The following is a 23,503-nucleotide window of genomic DNA, read 5'->3' as shown; positions in this document are numbered from 1 at the left end:
CCTACGTCACCGGGCGCCGCGCCGCAGGTCGCGAGGGTTGGCCGGCCGCGGGCCGGGGTGTCGGACCCCTGGCGTACGCTGACTGATGTCCGTACGTAACCCTCCGGAAGGGACGCCCCGGTGACGGAGAACGCCGATCTGCAGTCCGTCCTCGACCGCGCCGCCGGCGGCGGTCGGATCACCCCGGAGGAGGCGCTCGACCTGTACCGGGACGCGCCTCTGCACGCGCTCGGCGCAGCCGCCGACGCCGCGCGCCGCCGGCGGTACGCCGGGACGGAGCACATCGCGACGTACATCATCGAGCGGAACATCAACTACACCAACGTCTGCGTGACGGCCTGCAAGTTCTGCGCCTTCTACGCCCCGCCCAAGGCCCACGACAAGGGCTGGACCCGCGACCTGGACGACATCCTGCGCCGCTGCGCGGAGACCGTCGAGCTCGGCGGCACCCAGATCATGTTCCAGGGCGGCCACCACCCGGACTTCGGCGTGGAGTACTACGAGGAGCACTTCGCGGCGATCAAGAAGGCGTTCCCGCAGCTCGTCATCCACTCGCTGGGCGCCTCCGAGATCGAGCACATGTCACGGATCTCCGGCGTCAGCGCCGACGAGGCCATCCGGCGCATCCACGCGGCGGGGCTCGACTCGTTCGCCGGCGCGGGCGCCGAGCTGCTGCCGGAGCGCCCGCGGAAGGCCATCGCGCCGCTCAAGGAGTCGGGCGAGCGCTGGCTGGAGATCATGGAGATCGCGCACAACCTGGGCGTCGAGTCCACCTCCACGATGCTGATGGGCACCGGCGAGACCAACGCCGAGCGGATCGAGCACCTGCGGATGATCCGCGACGTGCAGGACCGCACGGGCGGCTTCCGCGCCTTCATCCCGTACACGTACCAGCCCGAGAACAACCACCTCAAGGGCCAGACGCAGGCCACGCTCTTCGAGTACCTGCGGATGATCGCCATCGCGCGCCTCTTCCTCGACAACGTCGCGCACATCCAGGGTTCGTGGCTGACCACCGGCAAGGAGGTCGGCCAGCTCTCGCTGCACTACGGGGCGGATGACCTGGGCTCGATCATGCTGGAGGAGAACGTGGTCTCCTCGGCCGGCGCCCGGCACCGCTCCAACCGGATGGAGATCATCGACCTGATCCGCAAGGCGGGCCGGGTCCCGGCGCAGCGCGCCACGACGTACGAGCACCTGGTGGTGCACGACGACCCGGCCAACGACCCGGTGGACGACAAGGTCGTCTCGCACCTGTCGTCGACCGCGATCGACGGCGGCACGGCCCACCCCGCCCTCAAGCTCATCGACGCCCGCTGAACCGGGCCTGGGCGGGGGCCGTTACACGGATGGGGGGCGGCGCGTGCTGACGATTCACGGGGCCGAGCTGCTGCTCACCGGCCCGGGGGCGGAGCCCGTCGCGGACGGGGCGGTCGTCGTGGACGGCGCGCGCATCGCCGCGGTCGGCCCGTACGAGGAGATGGCGGCCGAGCACCCGGGCGCGCGCGAGCGGCGTTGGCCCGGGCTGCTCACGCCCGGGCTGCTCAACGCGCGGGCCGCGGCGCTCCTTGAGGCCGCCTACCACCCCGACCCGCGCGAGGCCGAGCGCCTGGGCACCGAGCCGCTGGCCGACCCCGCGGTGCTGGCCGACCTCGGGCTGGCCGACGCGCGCTGGGGCGAGTCCGCGCGGCGCGGCACCCAGCGGATGCTGCGGCACGGTACGACGGCGGTGGCCGGCCCCTTCGCGCGGCCTGCGGTGCGCACGGCGGTGGCCAGGGCGGGCCTCGTCGTGATCCCCGGGTCCCGCGCGAGCGCAGCGCCCGACCCGGCCGGGGCCGCCGACCCGCCGGCTCCTGCCCTGCTCGACCCGATAGCCGCCCTGCCCGCGGGCACGCCGCCCGAGACTACCTTCACCGGCCCGCTGTCGCCCGGGGCCCGGGCCGACTTCGCGGTGTTCGCCGTGGCCGCGGTGGGCGAGCTGGCCACCCGTGGCGCGGCGAGCTGCGTGGCCACGGTGCTCGACGGCCGCCTGGTCTTCCGCCGCCGCTGAGACGCGCCGGCCCGGGAGCGCCGCCACGGGCGCCCGGGCCGGGCCGTCGTCGCGGCGGGCCGGCCGGCTCGCCGTCGGGACGACCCCCGAGGGGGGCCGGGGGAGGCCGGGTGAACAATGGGAGGGTGACCCGAGCTTCCCTGGACAAGCAGCCGCACGAAGTCGCCGCGATGTTCGATGACGTGGCGGCCAACTACGACCTCACCAACGACGTGCTCTCGCTCGGGCAGTCCCGGCTGTGGCGCAAGGCGGTCGCGCGCGCCGTGGACGCGCGCCCGGGGGAGCGGGTGCTCGACCTGGCCGCCGGCACGGGGACGTCGTCGCTGCCGTTCACGGCCGCCGGCGCGTACGTCGTGCCCTGCGACTTCTCGCTGGGCATGCTGCGGGCGGGAAAGCAGCGCAACCCGTTCCTGCCGCTCACGGCCGGCGACGCCACCCGACTCCCGTTCGCGGACGGCGTCTTCGACACCGTCACGATCTCCTTCGGGCTGCGCAACGTGCAGGACACCGAGGGCGCGCTGCGCGAGACGCTGCGCGTGACCAGGCCCGGCGGCAAGATCGTCATCTGCGAATTCAGCCAGCCGACGTGGGCGCCGTTCCGCACGGTCTACACGGAGTACCTGATGCGGGCGCTGCCGCCGGTCGCCACGGCCGTGAGCAGCAGCCCGGACGCGTACGTCTACCTCGCCGAGTCCATCCGCGCCTGGCCCGACCAGCCCGGCCTGGCCAGGGTCCTCCAGCGCGCCGGCTGGTCCCGCGTCGCCTGGCGCAACCTGACCGGCGGCGTCGTCGCCCTGCACCGGGGCACGAAGCCGTAGGGCGGCTGACCGGTCACCCGCGATCCCCGTCCGCCCGGCACCGGCCCGGCCACCGGTCCCGGCACCTGCCCCGGAACCGGCCCCGGGTCGGCGGACCCGGCCTGGCTAGGGTGGCCGCCATGAGCGATCACGCCGCGCCCCCACCCCTGACGCCGGCCCTGTTCGGCCTCGCGGACGGCGACTGGCTGCCGGTCACCTCGGGCGAGTCGGGGGCCCTCGTCTTCCGTGGCGCGGACGCCACCCGGTACGCCAAGTGCGTGCCCGCCGCCGACGTGGCCGAGCTGACGGCCGAGCGCGACCGGGTCGCCTGGTTCGGCGAACGGGGTCTGCCGGGCCCCCGGGTGCTCGACTGGCGCCGTACCGACGCGGGCGCCTGCCTGTTGACCAGTGCCGTCCCCGGCGTACCCGCCGACCAGGTGTCCGCCGACGAGCTGTGGGCCGCCTGGGAGTCCATCGCGGACGCGGTCCGTCGGCTGCACGCGGTGCCGGTGGCGGAGTGCCCGTTCCGGCGGGGTCTTGACGGCGTGGTCGACGTGGCGCGCGACGTCGTGTCCCGGGACGCCGTGAACCCGGACTTCCTCCCCGAGGAGCAGCGGCACACCCCTCCCCGGGAGTTGCTGGCCCGCCTCACCGGACAGCTCGCCCTGCGGCGGGAGCAGGAGGCGACCGACACGGTCGTCAGCCACGGGGACCTGTGCCTGCCCAACATCCTCCTCGACCCGCGCACCCTCGACGTGTCGGGCTTCGTCGACCTGGGCCGCCTCGGCCTCGCCGACCGCCACGCCGACCTGGCGCTGCTGCTCACCAACGCGCGCGAGACCTGGCCGGACGAGGCGCGGGCCCGGGCCGCGGACGCGGCGTTCGCCGAGCGGTACGGCGTCGCCCTGGACCACGACCGCCTGCGCTTCTACCTCCACCTCGACCCGCTGACCTGGGGCTGACCGGCTCGGCGGCGGTGGCTCGCGGTGGATGCGGTGGCGGGCGGTGGCTGGCGGCGGCTCCAGGTGGCTCCCCGGCGGCTTTGCGGGCTCGCGGCAGCCGGGTGGTGTGACTGGGGCGCACGAGGCGGGGGAGCAAAGCCGGGCGCATTATGGGGGGTTGACCCCGTCGTAGCGGGCGACGACGGGCCCGGCCGCCGCTAGAGTATGCGCCCACCCCCACGCCTCACCTCGCCGCGCCGAACCCTCGGAGCAACCCGTGTCACCCGTGCCGTCGAAGTCCTGCTCTGCCTGTGGTGCCTCGGCACCGAACGAGGCGCGTTTCTGCATGGGGTGTGGGGGCGACCTCCTCGCCCCGGGCCCGGACGTCCCCCCGGCCCCCGCCGACGAGCCGCCCACGGTCGCCTCGACCGCCGTACTGACCAGTGCGCCTGACGGCGGCCCGAGCACGGGCGAGCCCGCCAGCGGCCCCGACTCCGAGGCCGTGTCGCCCGACGCGCCGACCCGTTCGCACACCGCGCGGGACATACCGTACGTCGACCCGCCGACCGTCCCGGGCAGGCCCCTGCCGGCCACCCACCCGGCCGCGACCAAGACGCCGACGCCCGCCCGACCCGCGGCCCGCCCACCGGTCCACCCGCCCACGCTCCCCGCCGGGTCCGCCACCCCACCACCCGGCCCGCCCGGCTCATCCAGCTCGTCCGGCCCGCCCGGCTACGGGACGCCGCCGCGGCCCGAGCCGTACCCCGGCCCGCAGCCGCCGGCGCCCCAGCCGTCGCCGTACGCCGGGCCGTCGCACCCCGCCCCGTACGCCGCCGCCCAGTCGCCCGGGTACGCCACCCCGCCGCCGCGACAGCACGACACCCCGCCCACCACCCCGGTCGTCGTGGCCGGCGGCGCCGGTGCGGCCGGCGGGGCGGGGACGGCTCGGCGGGTGTCCGGGCGGCGGCGGGTGCTGGTGTGGCTCGCCGTGGGGGTGGCGGCGTTCGTGGTCGGGGGCGGGGCCACGGCCGGCGTGCTGGTGTTGCGGGACGACGGCGACGACGACCGGGCGTCCGTCGCCGTGGAGAGCGAGCCCCCGGGCGGTTCCGACCCGAACGGCGGTACGGAGGTCTCCGGCGACGGCGGACGCGAGTCACCCGCCGCGCGCGAGCCCTCCGCGCCGGCGACCGCCCCCGCCCCACCCACCGACCCGGCGTCCCCCGACCCCACCGACGCCCCGACCGACACCCCGTCAGCCGATGCGTCCCCCGACGCGTCAGGCGACCTCGGGCCCGGCGAGCCGCCCGAGGGCTACCGGACGGCGCGGGACCCGCAGGGTTTCTCGCTCGCCGTGCCGACCGGCTGGGTGCGCGAGGTGCGCGGCGGCCAGATCGACTACCGGGGGCCCGGCGCCACGGAGGACAACAGCTACCTGCGCATCGGCGTGCTGCGCGGCACCAGCCAGTCGGCGATCGACCACTTCCGCGAGCTGGAGGGCATCACGTCCGCGCGCACTGGCGACTACGAGCAGCTCGACCTCTCGGCCAACACCTTCCAGGGCCGGGACGGCGCCCGCTGGGAGTTCCGCTGGGTCGAGAAGAAGACCGGCCGGGCGATGCACGCCATCGACCAGGCGTACGTCACGGAGGACGGCACGGAGTACGCGATCTACTTCCAGGGCCCCGCCGAGACGTTCGCCGTGGACCGCGAGGCGTTCGACGCGGCCCTGGACACCTGGTCCGAGGGCGACTGACGGACGGACGGCCGGCCGCCGACGCGTGGCCGGGCCCCGGCCGGCCGCCGTCACAGGAAACCGGCCGATCGAAGCCATCGCGGACGACGGCCGGCCGCCACCACACGAGACCGGCCGATCACCGCCATCCCGGACGACGGTCGACCGGCCACCGCCCCGGACCGGGGGAGGGGCCGCCGTCGCTAGAGGTCGAGCCGGAAGCAGAGCCCGCGGGTCTTGGAGACCGGCGAGACGTACGTCTCCGACTCCTTCATGCCCAGCCGCTGGATGACCGCGATGGACCGCGCGTTCTCCGCGGCGACCATCGCGACCACGTGCCGGATGCCGACCGCGCGCGCCCGCTCCAGCGTCGTCTCGGCGGCGAGCGTCGCGTAACCCCGGCCCCAGTGCGCGCGGCCGAGCCGCCAGCCGATCTCGATCTCGCCCTTCGGGCCCCACTCGTGCGGCCAGGGCTGGGCGCCGGTGAAGCCGACGGGTTCGCCGGCCGCGTCGAGCAGGGTGTAGAGGCAGACGCCGATGTGGTCGTGGTGGGCGCGCTGGCGGGCGGTGAACTCCTCGTAGTGGGCGAGGTCATGGGACGCGCCGCCGTGGAACTCCATGACGTCGGGGTCGTCGAAGAGCCGGTGCCAGGCAGCCGCGTCCTCGGGGATCGGTACTCGCAACTGCACACTAGCTCCGGATATCGGCATGAGGGCGCCCTTCTCGCGACTTCGCGTACGCCACATAGACTGCACCCGTCCAGTGCCCGGCGCGACCGGCACGCAGATACCGAGTCTTCGGGAGAACCTCCGTGAGCGAGAACGCCCCCGCCGAGACCGACCTTCCCCAGACCGGCGCCTCCGAGACCGACGCCCCAGGGACGGGCGGCAGCGGTACCGGGACCGGAGCAGCCGAGTCCGCCGCGACCAGCGCCATAGAACCGGCAGCCGCCGCCCCGGGCCCGGAGGCCGAGCCCGCCGCCGACGCCACGGCCTCGCCGTCCGAGTCCGCCACCACCAAGGACGCGGCCACCAAGGACACGGCCGTCACCAAGGCCCCGCGCACGCCGTCGGCGGTCGCCGTCGGCCTCGGCGACGACGCGCTCTCCGAGCGCACCGCCGACGTGATCGTGGTCGGCGCGGGCCCGGCCGGCTCGACCACCGCGTACTACCTCGCCAAGGCCGGCCTCGACGTCCTGCTCCTGGAGAAGACGTCGTTCCCGCGCGAGAAGGTGTGCGGCGACGGCCTGACCCCGCGCGCCACCAAGCAGCTCGTCGCGATGGGCATCGACATCAGCGAGGAGGCCGGCTGGCTGCGCAACCAGGGCCTGCGCATCATCAGCGGCGGCACCCGCCTCCAGCTCGACTGGCCCGACCTCGCCTCGTACCCGGACTACGGTCTGGTCCGCAAGCGGGACGACTTCGACGAGCAGTTGGCGGTGCAGGCGCAGAAGGCGGGGGCGCGGCTGTACGAGCAGTGCAACGTCGGCGCGCCGATCATCGACCCGCGCACCAACCGCATCACCGGCGTGCACGCCAAGCTCGGCCAGGACAAGACGCCGGTCACCTTCCACGCGCCGCTGGTCGTCGCGGCCGACGGCAACTCCTCGCGGCTCTCCCTCGCGATGGGCCTGCACCGGGCCGAGAACCGCCCGATGGGCGTGGCCGTGCGCACCTACTTCGACAGCCCGCGCGACAAGGACGACTACCTGGAGTCCTGGCTCGAACTGTGGGACCGCCGCGGCGACACCCCCAAGCTGCTGCCGGGCTACGGCTGGGTCTTCGGCATGGGCGACGGCACCTGCAACGTGGGCCTGGGCGTGCTCAACACCTCCAGCGGCTACAAGGACCTGGACTGGCGCGAGGTCCTCAAGGCGTGGTGCGCCTCGATGCCCGAGGAGTGGCAGTTCACGCCCGAGCACATGACGGGCCCGATCCGTGGCGCCGCGCTGCCGATGGCGTTCAACCGGCAGCCGCACTACACGCGCGGCCTGCTGCTCGTCGGCGACTCGGGCGGCATGGTCAACCCGTTCAACGGCGAGGGCATCGCGTACGCCATGGAGTCGGCGCAGATCGCCTCCGAGGTCATCGTCCAGGCCAAGGCCCGCCCGACCGCCGCCCAGCGCGAGGCCGCGCTGGAGCGCTACCCGCGCGTCCTCAAGGACACCTACGGCGGCTACTACACGCTCGGCCGCGCCTTCGTGAAGCTCATCGGCCAGCCGAAGATCATGAAGATCGCCACCGAGCGCGGCCTGACCCACCCCATCCTCATGCGCTTCGTCCTCAAGATGCTGGCCAACCTCACCGACCCGACGGGCGGCGACGCGATGGACCGCATCATCAACGGGCTGAGCAAGGTCGCTCCGCGCGCCTGACCAGGACGACCAGGGCGGGCCCGCCGGCACACCGAACGGCCCGCCCGGTACGTACCGGCCCGCCCCGGCCTCCGGCCGTCAGGCGACCGGCCCGCCCGCGTTGTGGATCAGTTGCTGGAGCACCTTCACCGTGGTGACGTAGTCCGCGTCGGGGATGCCCTCGTGCAGGATGGCGCGTATCGCGGGGGTGTTGCGTGTCAGGTCGACGCGGGCCCGCTCGCCCTCGTCAGTGAGCCACAGCCGGCCCTCGGCGTCCCGCGTCAGCCAACCGCGCTCCAGGAGCCCCTCGGCCTCCGCCGCCAGATCGTCCTCGGGCCGGAGGTAGGAGGCCATGGCCTCCCGTAGCGCGGGCAGGGACATCCCCTCGCCGCTGGGCGAGAGGTCGTTCGCCGACAGGTTGCGCAGCAGCCAGAACTGAGGCTGCGTGTAGCCCTTCTCTGCCTGCCGGGCCCGGATGAACGCGATGAGCGCCTCGTAGGCGACGCCGGTCCAGTACGCGGCGGGCTGGCCGGCGATTTCGGCGTCGGACATCTGCTGGGTCGTCATGGGTACCCTCCTGGCACTCCGGTGCGGGTCCGCGCTGCGATGCGGGCCATACCGAGAACGTAGAACCTCAACCATGGTTGAAGGCAAGCGCACGCCTGTCGGCCGGTGACTGCCGTGCCAGCCGCTCCGCAGCCGCCCCCGGGGTCGCGTTCCGTACGGCCGAGCCCCCCTGATCCGCCCGCTGGTCGGGTCTCACGCCTGCCGCGGCACGCCGAGGTCATCCATCGTCCAGGCCAAGGCCCGCCCGGCCGCCGCCCAGCGCGAGGCCGCGCTGGAGCGCTACCCGCGCGTCCTCAAGGACACCTACGGCGGCTACTACACGCTCGGCCGCGCCTTTGTGAAGCTCATCGGCCAGCCGAAGATCATGAAGATCGCCACCGAGCGCGGCCTGACCCATCCCCTCCTCATGCGCTTCGTCCTCAAGATGCTGGCCAACCTCACCGACCCGACGGGCGGCGACGCGATGGACCGCATCATCAACGGGCTGAGCAGGGTCACCCCGCGCGCCTGATGATCTGACGCCGGGTCGCGAGGCGGGAGGCCGAGCGGCCCGGTGGACGCCGGCTGGCTTCTCAGACGTGGACGATCTTCACCGTGGGAGCGCCGGGGAGATCCCCGGCAGCCTTGCACAAGGCCGGAATATGCGACGTGTCCGATGTGACGAGTAGCACCGGAGGCGTGCAGAGGGCGGCCGTGGCGACCACGAGCGCGTCCACCAGGCATTCGTGCCCGTCAAGGCCCGAGGCGTCCAGGAGTGTGGCCGCGGCGTCTATCACCGCGTCGTTGACCGGCTTGACGTCGAACCGGGACAGCAGGAACTGGAGCCGTTTGGCGGCGGCCCCGGTCCGGCGGACTTCCAGTGGGGTCAGGGCGGACAGCGCCACTCGACGACCGCTCTGCTGAGCGACCTCGATGCGGGCCCGCATCCCCTCATCGCCGTCGACGTGCAAGGAAAGCCCCTGGGCGTCCAGGACGAGCGTGCCCTCACTCTTGGGCTTGACCTTGAGACGCTTGCTCACCACTCCTGTTCCGCCTGCCGCCGAGCCTCGGGGGAGACGGGGCCGAACGCCTCCTGGTCGGCGGCCACGACCTCGCGGAGTTTCTGGGTGGCGAGCCACTCTTCCAGGGCCTCGGCGACGACAGAAGAGAAACCACTCTTCCCCGTACGCTCCTCGACTTCCTTGATCAACGACTGGGCCATCGATACGGACCTCTTGCCGGCTCGCTCGGCGTTCTGTGCGGTCATGGATAAAACGTAGCACCAGCGGTAGGAAATTTCTCCGCGCGGGTGTGGGCAGAGCCGCCCGCTGAGGCACCGGCCCACGCCCGGCGCTATCCGGCCTCCTCCGCGACGTCCGCCCCCAGCGGCTCGCTGTAGAACTGCCGGGCCCAGCGGCGGTAGTTCATGATCGGGCCGTCGCCCTTGGCGAGCCGGGGGCGTTCCAGGTAGGTCTTGTGCGCCCAGACGGGGAAGTCCTTGCCGAAGTCGAACGAGCCCACCCAGGCCAGTGGCCGGGACAGGGCGCTGGTCAGCGCCCCGGCCGCCCGGCCGCGCCCGAGCCGGTCGAACCACATCGTGCCGGAGACGTACACCTCGACGTGGGTCGGGCTCACCGGCGTGGCGGTCAGCACCGTACGGATGTGACAGCCGATCTTCGGCACCTCGACGCTCGTGTAGACGATGCCGAGACCCTGCACCCGCACCGTCAACTCCGGGGCCGCGGCCGAGACCCAGGCCGCCGCGTCGCGCCCGGCCGGCAGGATGCGGAAGCTGGTGCGCAGTCTCTCCGCCTCGAACCGCGGCTCGCTCAGCACCTCGCCGACCGTGCCGTGAACGGGCGTCAGGTGGCCGAAGTCCACGATGTTCTCCACCACGTCCTGCGGGTGGTCGCGCAACAGGTGCCGCTTGCCGTACGGGGTCGGGTACGCGGCGTCGAGCGGCCACGGCTCGATCTCCCACGAGGGCGGCTTCCCCTGCGCGTGCCGCCACACGTAGATCAGGTCGTCCACCTCCCGTACGTGCAGCGCCCCCAGCCGCGCCTTCGGCGGCGGGCTGCTGCCGTACCCGGTGGCGACGCAGGCCCCGTCCGGGGCGAACTCGAAGTGGTGGAAGGGGCAGACGAGGTTCTCGCCGCGCACGGCCCCGCCGTGGCCCAGGTGCGCGCCGAGGTGCGGACAGAAGGGGCGTACGGCGCGCAGTCGCCCGCCTCGGGTGCGGTAGAGCACCACGTCGTCCCCCATCAGCCGCCGCGTCACCACCGCCCCGCGCCCGACCTCCCGACTGGTCGCCAGCCCGAACCACCCGTCGGGGTACGGCAACCGCGCCGTCCGCTCCGCCCGCGACGGCCCCAGACGCCTGAGCCGCGCGTCCCGGCGGCGGGTGCTCCATCCCTGCATGGCTAGCCCTTCGTTCTGGTCGGCCGCGCGTGGCTGGCCGAGCGCTCGTCTCTCGCTGCACCGCCGAGCGTCGCGAACCAGGGGCCGTGGGGAGGGCGTTGTGGTGACAGCTCACCGGAAGTCGTGAACCGGGGGCACGCCGGGGGCACACCGGGCGAGCAGGTGCCCGACCGGCCTCGAACATGCTGACGGAGTGTCGTACGGTGTGTGCGGTACGCAGTCACGGCGGCGCCAGTGCGCGGTCGTGTGGGGGTGTGGCAGGGGGGCCGCATGGGGCTGGTCGACGAGTGCGCGGCCGTGCGCGCGGGGGAGGGTGACCCCCGGGCGCTGGTCGGGGAGTTCCGGCGCGCGATCGTGCTGGTCCCGGTGGTCCGTGGCGGGCTGCTGTCCGCCGTGTACGGCGGCATCCGCTGGTTCCACGCCTTCACCGACGAGAGCGCGCTGGCCCGCTTCCTGCTGACCCAGGGGGCGCCGCCGGAGGCGGGCCAGGAGTACGCGGCGGTGCGCGGCGCCCGGCTGCTGGACGTGGTGGTACCGGGACACGCGGCGGAGCCGTGCGGCGTCGCCCTCGACGTGGCGGACCCGGACCGGTCCATGTTCTTCCCGCCCGTGACCGGCATCGTGCCGGACGAGGCGGCGGTGGACCGTACGGCGGGCGACGCCCCGCCGGGTCCGCACCCACGACGACACGACCAGGAAGGGACGGTGGAAGCGCCGTGAGCGGCACGGGTGACGAGGACGTATGCGTGGTGGGGGAGGGAAACCTCAAGCTCACCGAGGAGGCACTTCAGTCGATCACGGTCGGCATCAGCGCGGCGATCGACGAGCTGGGCGACATCGGCTCCCGGACGGACGCGCTCCGCGGGGCGGGCCTGGCCGATCTGAGCCTGACCGGCATGGAGGCCGGGGACGGGGGCCTCGCCAGGGACTTCGAGGAGTTCTGCGAGCTGTGGGACTGGGGCGTACGGGGCCTGATGCAGGACGCGGACCAACTCGCCCGCCGCGCCGGGCTCGCGGCGGGGATGACGTGGGAGGAGGACCAGTACGTCGAGGGCACGTTCAAGATCGCCGCGAACGCGGTGGTCGGCAACCCGCACCTGAGCGAGCAGGAGGTGGAGGAGAAGGAGTGGGGGGAGCTGATCCTGGACCCGCACCGGGGCAGGTCGGTCAGCTCGGTGCGGGAAGCGATGACGGAGCAGTAGAGGCGCTCGGGGCGACGGCGCCTGTGCGCCGCGCCCCTTGACCGGCCGCCACGCGGCGTGGCGCGGGGGAACGGGGGGAGAGGCGCGTGGGGATCGGTGACTTCGTACCCGACGAGTTCGAGGACGTTGTCGAAAAGGGCACCGAGGCCATCGGCAAGGGCGTGGAGAACGTCGGCAACACGGCCGCCGACGGCCTGGACGCGGTCGGCGCGAACAGCGCGGCCGACTGGACCCGCAAGACCAGCAGGTCGGCGGCGGACAGTATGGGCGCCGACGTCGCCGAGATGCGCCTCGGCGAGACCGACGACCCGACGAAGCTGATCTACGGCAGCCCGAGCAAACTGGCGTCCACCGTCTCCCACCTGCGCGACTTCCAGGCGGCTTTCGAGCGGATCGGCAACGGCCTCAAGGGCCTCCAGTCCACCGGCTGGCAGGGCGAGGCGGCCGGCATGTTCCGGGTGCGGATGACGTACGAGCCGAAGAAGTGGTTCACGGCCGCCGACGCGTTCCAGAAGGCCGCGGCGGCCCTCGACCACTTCGCCGACACCGTCGCCTGGGCCCAGGGGCAGGCGCGCGACGCGCTGGTGGTGTACCAGCAGGCGGAGCGCGCCAGTAAGGAGGCGGTCACCGCCTACAACGCGAAGGTGAGGGAGTACAACTCCGAGATACTCACCTACGGCCTCACGGGCGAACGCAAGGACGGCTCGGACGCGCTGCCGACACCGCCCGGAGAGTTCACCGACCCGGGGGACGCCGGCCGCGAGGCGGCCCAGGAGCAGCTCACGGAGGCGCGCAAGCAGCGGGACCGGGCGGCGGAGCTGGCCCGGACGGCGGTACGCGCGGCCCGCGCCACCGCGCCCGACAAGCCCGAGTACGGGGACCAGTTCCGTAGCGGCATGAAGGGCGTGGACCTGTCCCTCTCCCACGGGTTCAACGGGATGATCCGGGGCGGGGCCAACGCCGTCTCCTTCGGGCGGAGCCTGAACGTCATGGACCCGTACAACCGGGCCCACCCCGACGAGTTCGCCACCGGCCTCAACTCAACGGCCAACGGCCTGCTCCAGACGGCCAAGGACCCCATGGGCACGGCCGAGCAGATGTACCGGGACTTCCAGCGGGACCCGGAGGAGGGGGTCGGCCGGCTGTTCGCCGAGGTAGCGGGCCCCAAGGGCGCGGGACTCGCGAAGTCCGGCGGGCGGCGAGGGGCCGGCGCCGCCCGGCGCGACCTGGACCGCGACGGCGCACCCGGCCACGGACGGCGCGACGGGCAGCGCACCACCGACGGCACCGACCCCGTCGACCTGGCCACGGGCAGGATGTTCCTGCCCCAGACCGACGTGAGCCTGCCGGGCGCGCTGCCGCTGACCTTCACCCGGCGCGTCGAGTCCGGCTACAGCGCCGGGAGGTGGTTCGGACCGTCCTGGTCGAGCACGGTCGACCAGCGGCTGGAGATCGACGCCCGGGGCGTGGTGCTCGTCGGCGACGACGGCCTGCTCCTCGCGTACCCGCACCCGGCCCCCGGCCTCCCGACCCTGCCGGAGGCCGGCCCGCGCTGGCCGCTGGAGCGCACGCCCGAGGGCCACTACACGGTCACCGACCCGGAAAGCGGCCACGTACGCCACTACGCGGGCCCGGAGCCGAGCGGCTCGGACGGCACGGCACCGCTGCACCGGATCAGCGACCGCAACGGCAACGTCCTCACCTTCACCTACGACGCCCACGGCGCCCCGACCGACGTCGAGCACAGCGCCGGCTACCACCTGCGGATCGCCACCGACGGCGCCCGCGTCACCGCCCTGCACCTGGTGGGGGGCGGTACGGACGGCGCCGACGCGTTACTCGTGCGCTACGGGTACACCGACGGCGACCTCACCGAGGTCACCAACTCCTCGGGCCTACCGCTGCGATTCGAGTACGACGACGAGCACCGCGTCATCGCCTGGACCGACACCAACGGCAGCCGCTACGACTACGTCTACGACAACCGGCACCGCTGCGTCGCCGAGGGCGGCGAGGCGGGCCACGTCGCCATCCGCATCGACTACGACGGCCGCGACGAGGCCACCGGCCACCGCGTCACCACCGTCACCACCCGGGCCGGTCACCGCGTCCGCTACCTGGTCAACGACGCCCAACAGATCGTCGCCGAGACCGACCCGCTCGGTCACACCACCCACCACGCACTCGACCGGCACGACCGGCCGCTGAGCCACACGGACGCCCTCGGCCGAGTGACCCGGCTGCGCTACGACACGGCGGGCCGCCTGGTGTCGGTGCTCCGCCCCGACGGTCGCGAGGCCACCCTCGCCTACAACGACCTCGGCCTGCCGACGACGCTCACCGGACCGGACGGCGCCACCTGGCACCACGCGTACGACGCCCGGGGCAACCGCACCGCCGTCACGGACCCGGCCGGCCACACCACCCGCTTCACGCACGACGAACAGGGCCACCTCACCTCGGTGACCGACCCGTTGGGCGCCACGACCCGGGTGCGGTGCGACGCGGCCGGCCTCCCCGTCGAGATCACCGACCCACTCGGCGCGACCACCCGTTACACCCGCGACGCCTTCGGCCGCCCCGTGACCATCACCGACCCACTGGGCGCCACCACCCACCTGAGCTGGACCGTCGAGGGACAGCTCATCCGCCACACCGACCCCAACGGGGCCGTGCAGACCTGGACGTACGACGGCGAGGGCAACCGCGTCAGCCACACGGACGCGGCCGGTGGCACGACGACGTACGAGTACACCCACTTCGACCTGCTGGCGGCCAGGACCGGCCCGGACGGCGTGCGGTACGCGTTCGAGCACGACGACCAACTGCGCCTCACCCAGGTCACCAACCCCCAGGGTCTGACCTGGAGCTACACCTACGACCCGGCAGGCCGGCTCACCTCGGAGACCGACTTCGACGGCCGCCTGACCCGGTACGAGCACGACCCGACCGGCGCGGTCGTCACCCGCACCAACGCCCTCGGCCAGACCGTCCGGTTGGACCGCGACGAACTGGGCCGCGTCGTCCGCAAGGACGCGGGCGAGGCCGGCGTCACGACGTTCGAGCACGACGCGGCCGGCCGCCTGCTCGCGGCCGTCGGGCCCGGCGCCGAGGTCCGCTACCAGCGGGACCGGCTGGGCCGGATCAAGGCGGAACTGGTCAACGGCCGCGTCCTGGCCCACACCCTGGACGCACTCGGCCGCCGCACCGGCCGCACCACACCCAGCGGCGCCCGCTCGACGTACGCCTACGACGCGGCCGGCAACCGCACCCGGCTCACGACATCGGGCCGCACGATGGACTTCGCGTACGACCCGGCGGGACGCGAGGTGACCCGCACCACCGACGCGCTCACCCTCGCCCACCTCTGGGACCCGGCCGGCCGCCTCGCGGAACAACTCCTGACGACGGGGGTAGGCGGGCCCGAGCTGGCGGCCGGGGGCGGGATCGGGGCTGCGGTCGGAGCCGCTGGCCCGACCGGTGGTCCCGCGGGGACCGTCCCGGCCGCCGGCACCCGCACGCGCCACCGCCGCTACACCTACCGCCCCGACGGCCACCTCGCCACCCTCGCCGACTCGACCACGGGCACCAGCCACTTCGACCTCACCCCGACGGGCCGGGTGACGGCGGTCCGCGCGGACGACTGGACGGAGACCTACGCCTACGACGCGGCCGGCAACCAGACGGACGCCACCTGGCCCGACGACCACGCGACCCCCGAGGCCCGCGGCGACCGCGCCTACACCGGCACCCGCATCACCCGCGCGGGCCGCGTCCGCTACGAACACGACGCCGCGGGCCGCATCACCCTGCGCCAGCGCACCCGCCTCTCCCGCAAGCCCGACACCTGGCACTACACCTGGGACCCCGAGGACCGCCTCACCTCCCTCACCACCCCCGACGGCACCCGCTGGCGCTACACCTACGACCCCCTGGGCCGCCGCACAGCCAAGGAACGCCTGGCCGCCGACGGCGAAACGGTCGCGGAACGCGTGGACTTCACCTACGACGGCGGCACCCTCGTAGAACAGACCACGACAACACCGGGCCCCCGACCCTTGGGCCCGCCGTCATCGGGCACCCTGATCTCGGGCACCCGACCCTCGGAAGCGCCGACGTCGGGCACCCTGATCTCGGATACGCCGCCCCCGGACGGGACGCCCCTGGACGGGGCATCCCCGGACGGGGCACCCCTGGGCCCGCCGCACCCGGTCACCCTCACCTGGAACCACGCCGGCCTGACCCCGATATCCCAGACCGAGCGCATCACCGACGCCACCACCCAGCGCGAGATAGACGCCCGCTTCTTCGCCATCGTCACCGACCTCGTCGGCACCCCCACCGAACTCATCGCCGAATCCGGCGAAACCGCCTGGCAATCCCGCACCACCCTCTGGGGCACCACCACCTGGCCCCGCACCAGCCCCGCCTACACCCCCCTCCGCTTCCCCGGCCAGTACTTCGACCCCGAATCGGGCCTCCACTACAACGTCCTCCGCTACTACGACCCGGGGGCTGGCCGCTACCTCTCCCCGGACCCGTTGGGCCTGGCGCCGGCGCCTAATCCGGTTACGTATGTGGATAACCCGCGGGTGTGGTGTGATCCGTGGGGGTTGGCGCCTTATTTTGAGAATCAAATGCAGAATGAGTTGGCGAAAGAGTTAGACGATGCTGAACGGCTGGGCGTGGGGCCAATCAGGGTAGGTGAAAGAGGTTTTGATGAGGCTATTAATAGCGGAGATATTAAATGGGCCGTCACCGAGGATGGTGATCTCGTCATTATGCCAAAATTCGTGAACGGTGAAGAGTTGAAGCACCCAGTTCTCGCCGGGGGGCGGCCGGTGCAAGCCGCAGGAGAAGCGGACATTGCTGGAGGTGATGGTGCCTATTTCGGTCTCGAATTAAATAATAATAGTGGACACTATAAACCGTCCATGGAGAGCTTGAAATTGGCGAGAGATGCCTTTGAGCGTGCCGGTATCGTTTTTCCGTGAATGCGTGAGGGTGAATAGTGATCGACGAGTCGAGTGTGCGTAAAATGTCGCCACACAGGGCGGCTGAACTGTTGTCGAAAACGCCTGGTGAAGATCTTTCTCTTCAAGCATGGGAAGGCCTTCGAGAGGTATGCGTCAGCGGCATGCAGGATGAGCGGCTGTCAGCGGATGAGCGCATTGGTTGGGCTGCTGCGGGAGCATTGGTCGTCGATCGCATGCGCGACCATTCAGAATGCGCAGACAGACGCGTTGCAATGGCTAGTGAGGCGCGCTTGCGCGCATACGTGATTACGCGGTTCGGCAGGGAAGACGACAGTTCACTCAGAGACTTGTCGCTGCTGATTAGGCGCGTGGTGGACGCAGTCGGAGCAGAAAGCTGGGTGGTAGCCGATTCGGCGGATGGCTGGCAACGTATGACGCGCCACGAAATGCTGGAGTTGCGGCGCATTAAGAACCTCGTGACGCCGTTCAAAAGCATCCTTCCGCTGCTGAGCCCGACCGATCCATTGTGTGGCAAAATCAAGGAGTGGGTCGACATTATTCCACTTCTGCCGTAGATGCTGACCCGGAGAGGCGCGGGCGACGAGCCGAATAATCTGTGCCCTCTGTGAAGAGGTGGAAGGCCGCCGATCCCATCGCGTCGCGCCTAACGCGTTTTGCAACGGGCGACGTGGCTCTTGGATAGCTTCGGGTGCGCCTTACTCTATGTACCGACGTTTCGCGGATGGTGTGCGAGTGCGACGGCATTGAATGTGTGGCACGTGCGGCTGGCGGTCGTCACGTCTGTGCTGCCATGGGCGAGGAGTACGACTTTTGGATCGTTGCCGAAACTGTTGACCGGCGCTGAGGAGGCATCAGCCGTGAGGTCAGAGGTGCTGCTGGCCAAAAGAACGGGTGTATCCCGCAGAGCCCCTCACCGGTGGTACTTGTGGTTGTCCTCGGCGGTCAAGCCGAACGTGCTGCGCACGTTGATCGAGCTGTAGCTGGCCCGTGCGCCGCTCGCCTGTTGTCTGCGCAGTTGCTCGATGCGCAGCTCGTCCGCCGACTCTCCCCGCAGCCCGCCCCGTCGCCCCAACTTCCAGGCCAGCCCCACCACCGCGCCCACGATCGAGCCCAGAAACAGTATTACGGTGACCACGTAACCCCCCGTCACGGCACAGATGCGTGTACACGACCGTAACGTGGGGTGTCGCCAGCCGGCAGGTCCCTGCCGGCCAACCCCCGCCCTCAGCAGCGCCCTTCGGCCGCGCGGGGGCAGCGCGACCGCTCCGCGAGCGCCAACGGCACGCGCCCACGCGCCCAGCTACCCCGAAAACACCGAAGGGCCGCCGCTCCCTCCAAGGGGATGCGGCGGCCCTTCGTACGACACATACGCGTACGGCGCGTACGACGCGCGTCGGCTCCCGTGCGGTTCACGCGGTCTGCGAGGCGGCTCCGTACGGCTCAGGCAGCACACACGTCACACACGTAACGCGCCCGTACCGCCACCACCGCCCCCGCGGCGCTCACGCGCCCACGTAGGGGCCACACAGGGGCCGTACAGCGCCCGCGGGGTCCGCCCACGGCCGGCCCCCGGTCGGGCAACGCGGCGCGCGAACGCGCACCACCCGTTACGCGCCGAACTCCCGCCCACCGCGAGGTCGGCCCGCGAGGCGGCCCCGCCGCAAGGCGACGACGCGCACCCCAAAGCCGAAGACGCGCACCCCGAAGCCGCAACCGAAGCCGCGACCGAAATCGGAGACGCCCGCCGCGAAGGCGAACCTCAGAGCACCCGCACCGCGCCCGTCGGCATGTCGTAGCTCATGCTGCGCTGGACCACGCCGGTGTTGGAGTTCTGGGCGCCGACGAACTGGCCGTCGCCGATGTAGACCGCGACGTGGTAGGCGCTGCCCGCGCTGCCCCAGTACAGGATGTCGCCGGGCTGCAGGTTGCTCAGGGAGACCTGGGTGCCGAAGGTGGACTGGTCCTGCGAGACGCGCGGCAGGGTGACGCCGACCTGGCGGAAGGCGACGCTGGTGAGGCCGGAGCAGTCGTACGAGGACGGGCCCATGGCGCCGGGGATGTACGCCTTGCCGACCTGAGCCTTGACGAAGTTGACCACCGCGGCGGCGTTGCCGCCGCCGGTCGAGGTGGAGGGCGCCTCGGTCTGCGGGGTGGAGGAAGCGTCGGACGACGAGGCGTCGGAGCTGTTGCCACTGGTGGAGCTGGTGCTGGTGGTGCTGGTGGTGCTCGTGGTGCTGAGCGTGGTGCGCTCGGCGGTGCGGGAGGCGCGCTGCTCGCGGGCCTTCTCCGCGGCGGCGGCGCGCTTGGCGGCGGCGCGCTCCGCGCGCTCCTTCGCCTCCTTGGCCTTGCGCTCGGCCTCGGTCTTGGCCTTCTTGGCCTCCGACTTGGCCTTGCCGGCCGCCTGCTCCTGCTGGTCCTGGAGCTGGTAGCTGAAGGCCGCCTGCTGGGTGGCGTCGGCGGACTGCACCGTGTTCAGCGCCAGGTCGGCGGTGAGCGTGGGCAGCTCCTGCGTCGTCTCCGCGGTGGGCTCGGCGGCGGAGGCCGACACAGCGGTTCCGGCCACCGTGAGCGTGAGGATGCCACCGGTTACCCCTGCGCGAAGTGCCCGCGACGAGGCGGAGCGGCGGGGCTTCCGGTGGCTGGGTATGTGAGCGGTCTGGGACATGAGAACACTGGCTATCAGGATGCACAGGTTGCTCACAACAAACGTGGCGCTCGCCACAATTGGCGTGTACGCGCCCAGTTTTCGGCCAAGTGGATCTTGATGGGGGCCGGTCGCCCCCTGTCCGATTTTCGCGATCATGCGCCTACGCATGGCTTTTGGCGGTCAACCGGCGCGTCGAACGCGCCTATCACCATCGGGTGGTCCGCGCCAAGGGTTGCCGCAAAATCGAGATCTCGTACGGGTGGTGATGTGGCGCACGTCACGGCCGGGGGCCTCGTGAACGGAGGCGCGAGCCGACGATCGCCGGCGCGGTGGCGCGGGTCGCGCGAGACTCCGTCGGTGCCTCGACTCCTATATCAAGCCGCGCCGTCCATGGCCAATTTGCGTGCATGGGCCATCTCTTGATAGGGCGAGACTCGCTTGACCAGCGGTAACACCCTTGAATGTCACCTTTGGTGATCACTCGGCCGCTTCCCGTGGAGAGATCACCGCTCATCCGACTTCATGATCGTTCGTCAGGTGGTGGAGATCACAAACTCGGTCCGGTACCCCGTGTCGCAGATCACAAGGTGACAGGCATAGGATGCAGGCGAATCGGGCTTGTGAACTGCCTCACATGTTCGCGATCTTTGAGGCAGTTCGCGGGCTCAGCAGCCCTCCCCCACCGGGGGAGCCCAGCAGTCATCGTCGACTGAGAGGAGCGAGGAGCGGTGAACGCCTATGCGCCCATCCTCGTACTAGGAGCCCTCGGGGCAGGCTTTGCGATCTTCTCCGTGGTGGCGGCCACGTTCATCGGCCCCAAGCGCTACAACCGGGCGAAGCTCGAAGCCTACGAGTGCGGTATCGAGCCGACCCCGCAGCCGGCCGGTGGCGGGCGTTTCCCGATCAAGTACTACCTGACGGCGATGCTCTTCATCGTCTTCGACATCGAGATCGTCTTCCTTTATCCCTGGGCCGTCAGCTTCGACGCGCTCGGCCTGTTCGGGCTCGTGGAGATGCTCCTCTTCGTGCTCACCGTCTTCGTCGCGTACGCCTATGTCTGGCGTCGCGGCGGCCTGGAATGGGACTAACGGAAGCGGGAGGAGCCACAACGCCATGGGTATCGAAGAGAAGCTGCCGAGCGGGTTCCTGCTCACGACCGTCGAGAGCGCCGCGGGCTGGGTCCGTAAGTCGTCGGTCTTCCCGGCCACCTTCGGCCTCGCCTGCTGCGCCATCGAGATGATGACCACCGGCGCCGGCCGCTACGACCTCGCCCGCTTCGGCATGGAGGTCTTCCGCGGCTCGCCCCGGCAGGCCGACCTCATGATCGTCGCCGGCCGGGTCAGCCAGAAGATGGCGCCCGTGCTCCGGCAGGTCTACGACCAGATGCCGAACCCCAAGTGGGTCATCTCCATGGGCGTGTGCGCCTCGTCCGGCGGGATGTTCAACAACTACGCCATCGTGCAGGGCGTCGACCACATCGTGCCGGTCGACATCTACCTGCCCGGCTGTCCGCCCCGGCCCGAGATGCTGCTCGACGCCATCCTCAAGCTCCACCAGAAGATCCAGGGCGGCAAGCTCGGCGTCAACCGCGAGCAGGCCGCGCGCGAGGCGGAGGAAGCGGCGCTCGGCGCGCTGCCCCTGATCGAGATGAAGGGGCTGCTGCGATGAGCGACCACGAGGAGCCGGTCGGCGCCAACCCCGACCAGGACGTGAACGCCAACAACCTGCCGGGCCAGCGCGGCGACGCCGGCGAGGTGATCGGCACCCGGCGCGGCATGTTCGGCGCCAACAACGGCGGCGACACCACGGGCTACGACGGCCTGGTGCGCACGGTGCGGCTGCCCGGCGCCTCCAGCCGCCCGTACGGCGGGCCGGACGGCGCCGCCGGGTACGGCGTCTTCGACGAGATCGCCGACGAGTTGGAGGGCGCGCTCGACGAGCAGGGGCTGCTGCCGGAGAACGCGATCGAGAAGACCGTCGTGGACCGCCGGGAGCTCACCTTCCACATCGCCCGCGAGCACCTGCCGCGCGTCGCCCGCACCCTGCGCGACGACCCCGCGCTCCGCTTCGAGCTGTGTACGGGCGTGAGCGGCGTGCACTTCCCCGGCGACAAGGGTCGCGAGCTGCACGCCGTCTACCACCTGCGCTCGATCACCCACAACCGGCTGATCCGCCTTGAGGTGAGCGCCCCCGACGCCGACCCCCACGTGCCCTCGATCGTGGACGTCTACCCGACCAACGACTGGCACGAGCGCGAGGTCTACGACTTCTTCGGCCTCATCTTCGACGGCCACCCCGCCCTCACGCGGATCATGATGCCCGACGACTGGCAGGGCTTTCCGCAGCGCAAGGACTACCCGCTCGGTGGCATCCCCGTCGAGTACAAGGGCGCCCAGATCCCGGCTCCCGACCAGCGGAGGTCGTACAGCTAATGAGCACCTCGCACGCGCACCCCACCTCAGGGCCGGCCCCGGGGGCGGCCGAGCCGCCGCCGTCGCAGCCCAGGGAGACCACCGAGGGCACCGTGTACACGGTCACCGGTGGCGACTGGGACGAGGTCGCCGCCGCCGCGGCCCGCAGCGACGACGAGCGGATCATCGTCAACATGGGCCCGCAGCACCCCTCCACGCACGGCGTGCTGCGGCTGATCCTGGAGATCGACGGCGAGACGGTCACCGAGGCCCGCTGCGGCATCGGCTACCTGCACACCGGCATCGAGAAGAACCTCGAGTACCGCACGTGGACGCAGGGCACCACGTTCGTGACCCGCATGGACTACCTGACCTCCTTCTACAACGAGGCGGCGTACTGCCTCGCGGTGGAGAAGCTGCTCGGCATCGAGGACCACATCCCCGACCGGGCCTCGGTGATCCGGGTCCTGCTGATGGAGCTGAACCGGCTCTCCTCGCACCTGGTGTGCATCGCCACCGGCGGCATGGAGCTGGGCGCCACCACGGTGATGGTCTACGGCTTCCGGGACCGCGAGATGATCCTGGACGCGTACGAGCTGATCACCGGGTTGCGCATGAACCACGCGTTCATCCGCCCCGGCGGCCTCGCCCAGGACCTGCCGCCGGGCGCCGTGGAGCAACTGCGCGAGCTGCTCAAGAAGCTGCGCAAGAACCTCCCGGAGTACGACAAGCTCGCCACCGGCAACCCCGTCTTCAAGGGCCGCACGGTGGGCATCGGCTACCTGGACCTGGCCGGCTGCATGGCCCTCGGCGTCACCGGGCCCCCGCTGCGCTCGGCCGGACTGCCGCACGACCTGCGCAAGACGCAGCCGTACTGCGGGTACGAGAACTACGAGTTCGACGTCCCGACCGTGGACACCTGCGACGCCTACGGCCGCTTCCTGATCCGGGTCGAGGAGATGCACCAGTCGCTGCGCATCGTCGAACAGTGCCTGGACCGCCTCGAACCGGGACCGGTCATGGTCGGCGACAAGAAGATCGCCTGGCCCGCGCAGCTCGCCCTCGGCCCGGACGGGCTCGGCAACTCGCTCGACCACATCAAGAAGATCATGGGCACCTCGATGGAGGCCCTGATCCACCACTTCAAGCTGGTCACCGAGGGGTTCCGGGTCCCGCCGGGGCAGGCGTACGCGGCCGTCGAGTCGCCCAAGGGCGAGCTGGGCGTGCACGCCGTCAGCGACGGCGGCACCCGCCCCTACCGGGTCCACTTCAGGGACCCCTCCTTCACCAACCTCCAGGCCATGGCGGCGATGTGCGAGGGCGGCCAGGTCGCCGACGTCATCGTCGCCGTGGCGTCCCTCGACCCCGTGATGGGAGGCGTCGACCGGTGAGCGCCACGCACGACGTAG

The 23,503-nt window shown here is 71.7% G+C and carries 21 protein-coding genes and 1 pseudogene; 15 read left to right on the top strand and 7 right to left on the bottom strand.

What is annotated here, in order from left to right:
• The first annotated feature begins 120 nt into the window (after positions 1-120).
• The 5 genes from mqnC to AC3CHW_RS13810 all read left to right on the top strand — a co-directional run bounded on the left by mqnC (position 121) and on the right by AC3CHW_RS13810 (position 5,541).
• Positions 121-1,320 carry a cyclic dehypoxanthinyl futalosine synthase gene (mqnC, locus tag AC3CHW_RS13830; RefSeq protein ID WP_398610396.1) on the top strand — a complete coding sequence of 400 codons (1,200 nt, stop codon included), beginning with the start codon at positions 121-123 and terminating at the stop codon, positions 1,318-1,320.
• Positions 1,321-1,363: 43 nt separating this feature from the next.
• Positions 1,364-2,050, top strand: a complete 687-nt coding sequence (locus tag AC3CHW_RS13825; protein ID WP_488470626.1) for an imidazolonepropionase-like domain-containing protein — start codon at positions 1,364-1,366, stop codon at positions 2,048-2,050.
• A 125-nt stretch (positions 2,051-2,175) separates the two neighbouring features.
• Entirely contained in the window at positions 2,176-2,868 is a 693-nt protein-coding gene (locus AC3CHW_RS13820) for a demethylmenaquinone methyltransferase (protein WP_488470625.1), read from the top strand.
• A 119-nt stretch (positions 2,869-2,987) separates the two neighbouring features.
• Positions 2,988-3,809, top strand: a complete 822-nt coding sequence (locus tag AC3CHW_RS13815) for an APH(3'') family aminoglycoside O-phosphotransferase (RefSeq protein WP_488470624.1) — start codon at positions 2,988-2,990, stop codon at positions 3,807-3,809.
• Positions 3,810-4,134: 325 nt separating this feature from the next.
• Entirely contained in the window at positions 4,135-5,541 is a 1,407-nt protein-coding gene (locus tag AC3CHW_RS13810) for a hypothetical protein (RefSeq protein WP_488470623.1), read from the top strand.
• 182 nt (positions 5,542-5,723) lie between these two features.
• On the opposite strand, the gene AC3CHW_RS13805 is transcribed toward AC3CHW_RS13810, so the two are convergent.
• Positions 5,724-6,230: a GNAT family N-acetyltransferase gene (locus AC3CHW_RS13805; RefSeq protein ID WP_217199712.1), complete on the bottom strand. Its 507-nt coding sequence runs from the start codon at positions 6,228-6,230 to the stop codon at positions 5,724-5,726.
• Between the two features lie 413 nt (positions 6,231-6,643).
• Between AC3CHW_RS13805 and AC3CHW_RS13800 the strand changes: the two genes are divergently transcribed.
• Entirely contained in the window at positions 6,644-7,894 is a 1,251-nt protein-coding gene (locus AC3CHW_RS13800) for a geranylgeranyl reductase family protein (protein WP_398610478.1), read from the top strand.
• 78 nt (positions 7,895-7,972) lie between these two features.
• On the opposite strand, the gene AC3CHW_RS13795 is transcribed toward AC3CHW_RS13800, so the two are convergent.
• Complete coding sequence (locus tag AC3CHW_RS13795) at positions 7,973-8,440, bottom strand: MarR family transcriptional regulator (protein ID WP_488470622.1); 468 nt, start codon at positions 8,438-8,440, stop codon at positions 7,973-7,975.
• 223 nt (positions 8,441-8,663) lie between these two features.
• Between AC3CHW_RS13795 and AC3CHW_RS13790 the strand changes: the two are divergent.
• Positions 8,664-8,951 (top strand): annotated as a pseudogene (locus AC3CHW_RS13790) (FAD-dependent oxidoreductase); the annotation flags it as partial.
• A 61-nt stretch (positions 8,952-9,012) separates the two neighbouring features.
• Here AC3CHW_RS13790 and AC3CHW_RS13785 read toward each other — a convergent pair.
• From AC3CHW_RS13785 to AC3CHW_RS13775, 3 genes are all read right to left on the bottom strand, one after another.
• On the bottom strand, positions 9,013-9,459 hold the full coding sequence (locus AC3CHW_RS13785) for a PIN domain-containing protein (RefSeq protein WP_488470621.1): 447 nt from the start codon (positions 9,457-9,459) through the stop codon (positions 9,013-9,015).
• A complete protein-coding gene (locus AC3CHW_RS13780) occupies positions 9,456-9,686 on the bottom strand; it encodes a hypothetical protein (protein ID WP_387591214.1) in 231 nt (76 codons plus the stop codon). The genes AC3CHW_RS13785 and AC3CHW_RS13780 overlap by 4 nt, the downstream gene beginning before the upstream one ends.
• An 86-nt stretch (positions 9,687-9,772) precedes the next feature.
• Positions 9,773-10,837: a Rieske 2Fe-2S domain-containing protein gene (locus tag AC3CHW_RS13775; RefSeq protein WP_488470620.1), complete on the bottom strand. Its 1,065-nt coding sequence runs from the start codon at positions 10,835-10,837 to the stop codon at positions 9,773-9,775.
• A 270-nt stretch (positions 10,838-11,107) separates the two neighbouring features.
• Here AC3CHW_RS13775 and AC3CHW_RS13770 point away from each other — a divergent pair, with 270 nt between their 5' ends.
• The 4 genes from AC3CHW_RS13770 (at position 11,108) to AC3CHW_RS13755 (ending at position 17,590) form a co-directional block, all read left to right on the top strand.
• On the top strand, positions 11,108-11,557 hold the full coding sequence (locus AC3CHW_RS13770) for a hypothetical protein (protein ID WP_398610388.1): 450 nt from the start codon (positions 11,108-11,110) through the stop codon (positions 11,555-11,557).
• Positions 11,554-12,039, top strand: coding sequence for a hypothetical protein (locus AC3CHW_RS13765; RefSeq protein ID WP_398610387.1), 486 nt, complete (start codon positions 11,554-11,556; stop codon positions 12,037-12,039). The genes AC3CHW_RS13770 and AC3CHW_RS13765 overlap by 4 nt, the downstream gene beginning before the upstream one ends.
• A gap of 86 nt (positions 12,040-12,125) precedes the next feature.
• Complete coding sequence (locus AC3CHW_RS13760) at positions 12,126-17,033, top strand: putative T7SS-secreted protein (RefSeq protein ID WP_488470619.1); 4,908 nt, start codon at positions 12,126-12,128, stop codon at positions 17,031-17,033.
• A gap of 17 nt (positions 17,034-17,050) precedes the next feature.
• Positions 17,051-17,590, top strand: coding sequence for a hypothetical protein (locus AC3CHW_RS13755; protein ID WP_488470618.1), 540 nt, complete (start codon positions 17,051-17,053; stop codon positions 17,588-17,590).
• A gap of 356 nt (positions 17,591-17,946) precedes the next feature.
• Here AC3CHW_RS13755 and AC3CHW_RS13750 read toward each other — a convergent pair whose 3' ends face one another.
• Both AC3CHW_RS13750 and AC3CHW_RS13745 read right to left on the bottom strand, forming a co-directional pair.
• Positions 17,947-18,171 carry a hypothetical protein gene (locus AC3CHW_RS13750; protein WP_459248276.1) on the bottom strand — a complete coding sequence of 75 codons (225 nt, stop codon included), beginning with the start codon at positions 18,169-18,171 and terminating at the stop codon, positions 17,947-17,949.
• A gap of 624 nt (positions 18,172-18,795) precedes the next feature.
• Complete coding sequence (locus AC3CHW_RS13745) at positions 18,796-19,701, bottom strand: C40 family peptidase (protein ID WP_488470617.1); 906 nt, start codon at positions 19,699-19,701, stop codon at positions 18,796-18,798.
• 710 nt (positions 19,702-20,411) lie between these two features.
• Here AC3CHW_RS13745 and AC3CHW_RS13740 point away from each other — a divergent pair.
• The 4 genes from AC3CHW_RS13740 to AC3CHW_RS13725 are packed head-to-tail and all read left to right on the top strand — an operon-like array spanning position 20,412 to position 23,485.
• Entirely contained in the window at positions 20,412-20,771 is a 360-nt protein-coding gene (locus AC3CHW_RS13740; RefSeq protein WP_398610382.1) for an NADH-quinone oxidoreductase subunit A, read from the top strand.
• A gap of 25 nt (positions 20,772-20,796) precedes the next feature.
• A complete protein-coding gene (locus AC3CHW_RS13735; RefSeq protein ID WP_176163434.1) occupies positions 20,797-21,351 on the top strand; it encodes a NuoB/complex I 20 kDa subunit family protein in 555 nt (184 codons plus the stop codon).
• Complete coding sequence (locus AC3CHW_RS13730; protein ID WP_488470616.1) at positions 21,348-22,115, top strand: NADH-quinone oxidoreductase subunit C; 768 nt, start codon at positions 21,348-21,350, stop codon at positions 22,113-22,115. Before AC3CHW_RS13735 ends, AC3CHW_RS13730 begins: the two co-directional genes overlap by 4 nt.
• Positions 22,115-23,485 carry an NADH-quinone oxidoreductase subunit D gene (locus AC3CHW_RS13725; RefSeq protein ID WP_176163436.1) on the top strand — a complete coding sequence of 457 codons (1,371 nt, stop codon included), beginning with the start codon at positions 22,115-22,117 and terminating at the stop codon, positions 23,483-23,485. Before AC3CHW_RS13730 ends, AC3CHW_RS13725 begins: the two co-directional genes overlap by 1 nt.
• Positions 23,486-23,503 lie beyond the last annotated feature (18 nt).

Source organism: Streptomyces sp. MGP-BFMKR1, assembly GCF_057766585.1.
The sequence above is the reverse complement of the archived record's forward strand: the minus strand, read 5'-3'. Positions and strand labels throughout refer to the sequence as shown.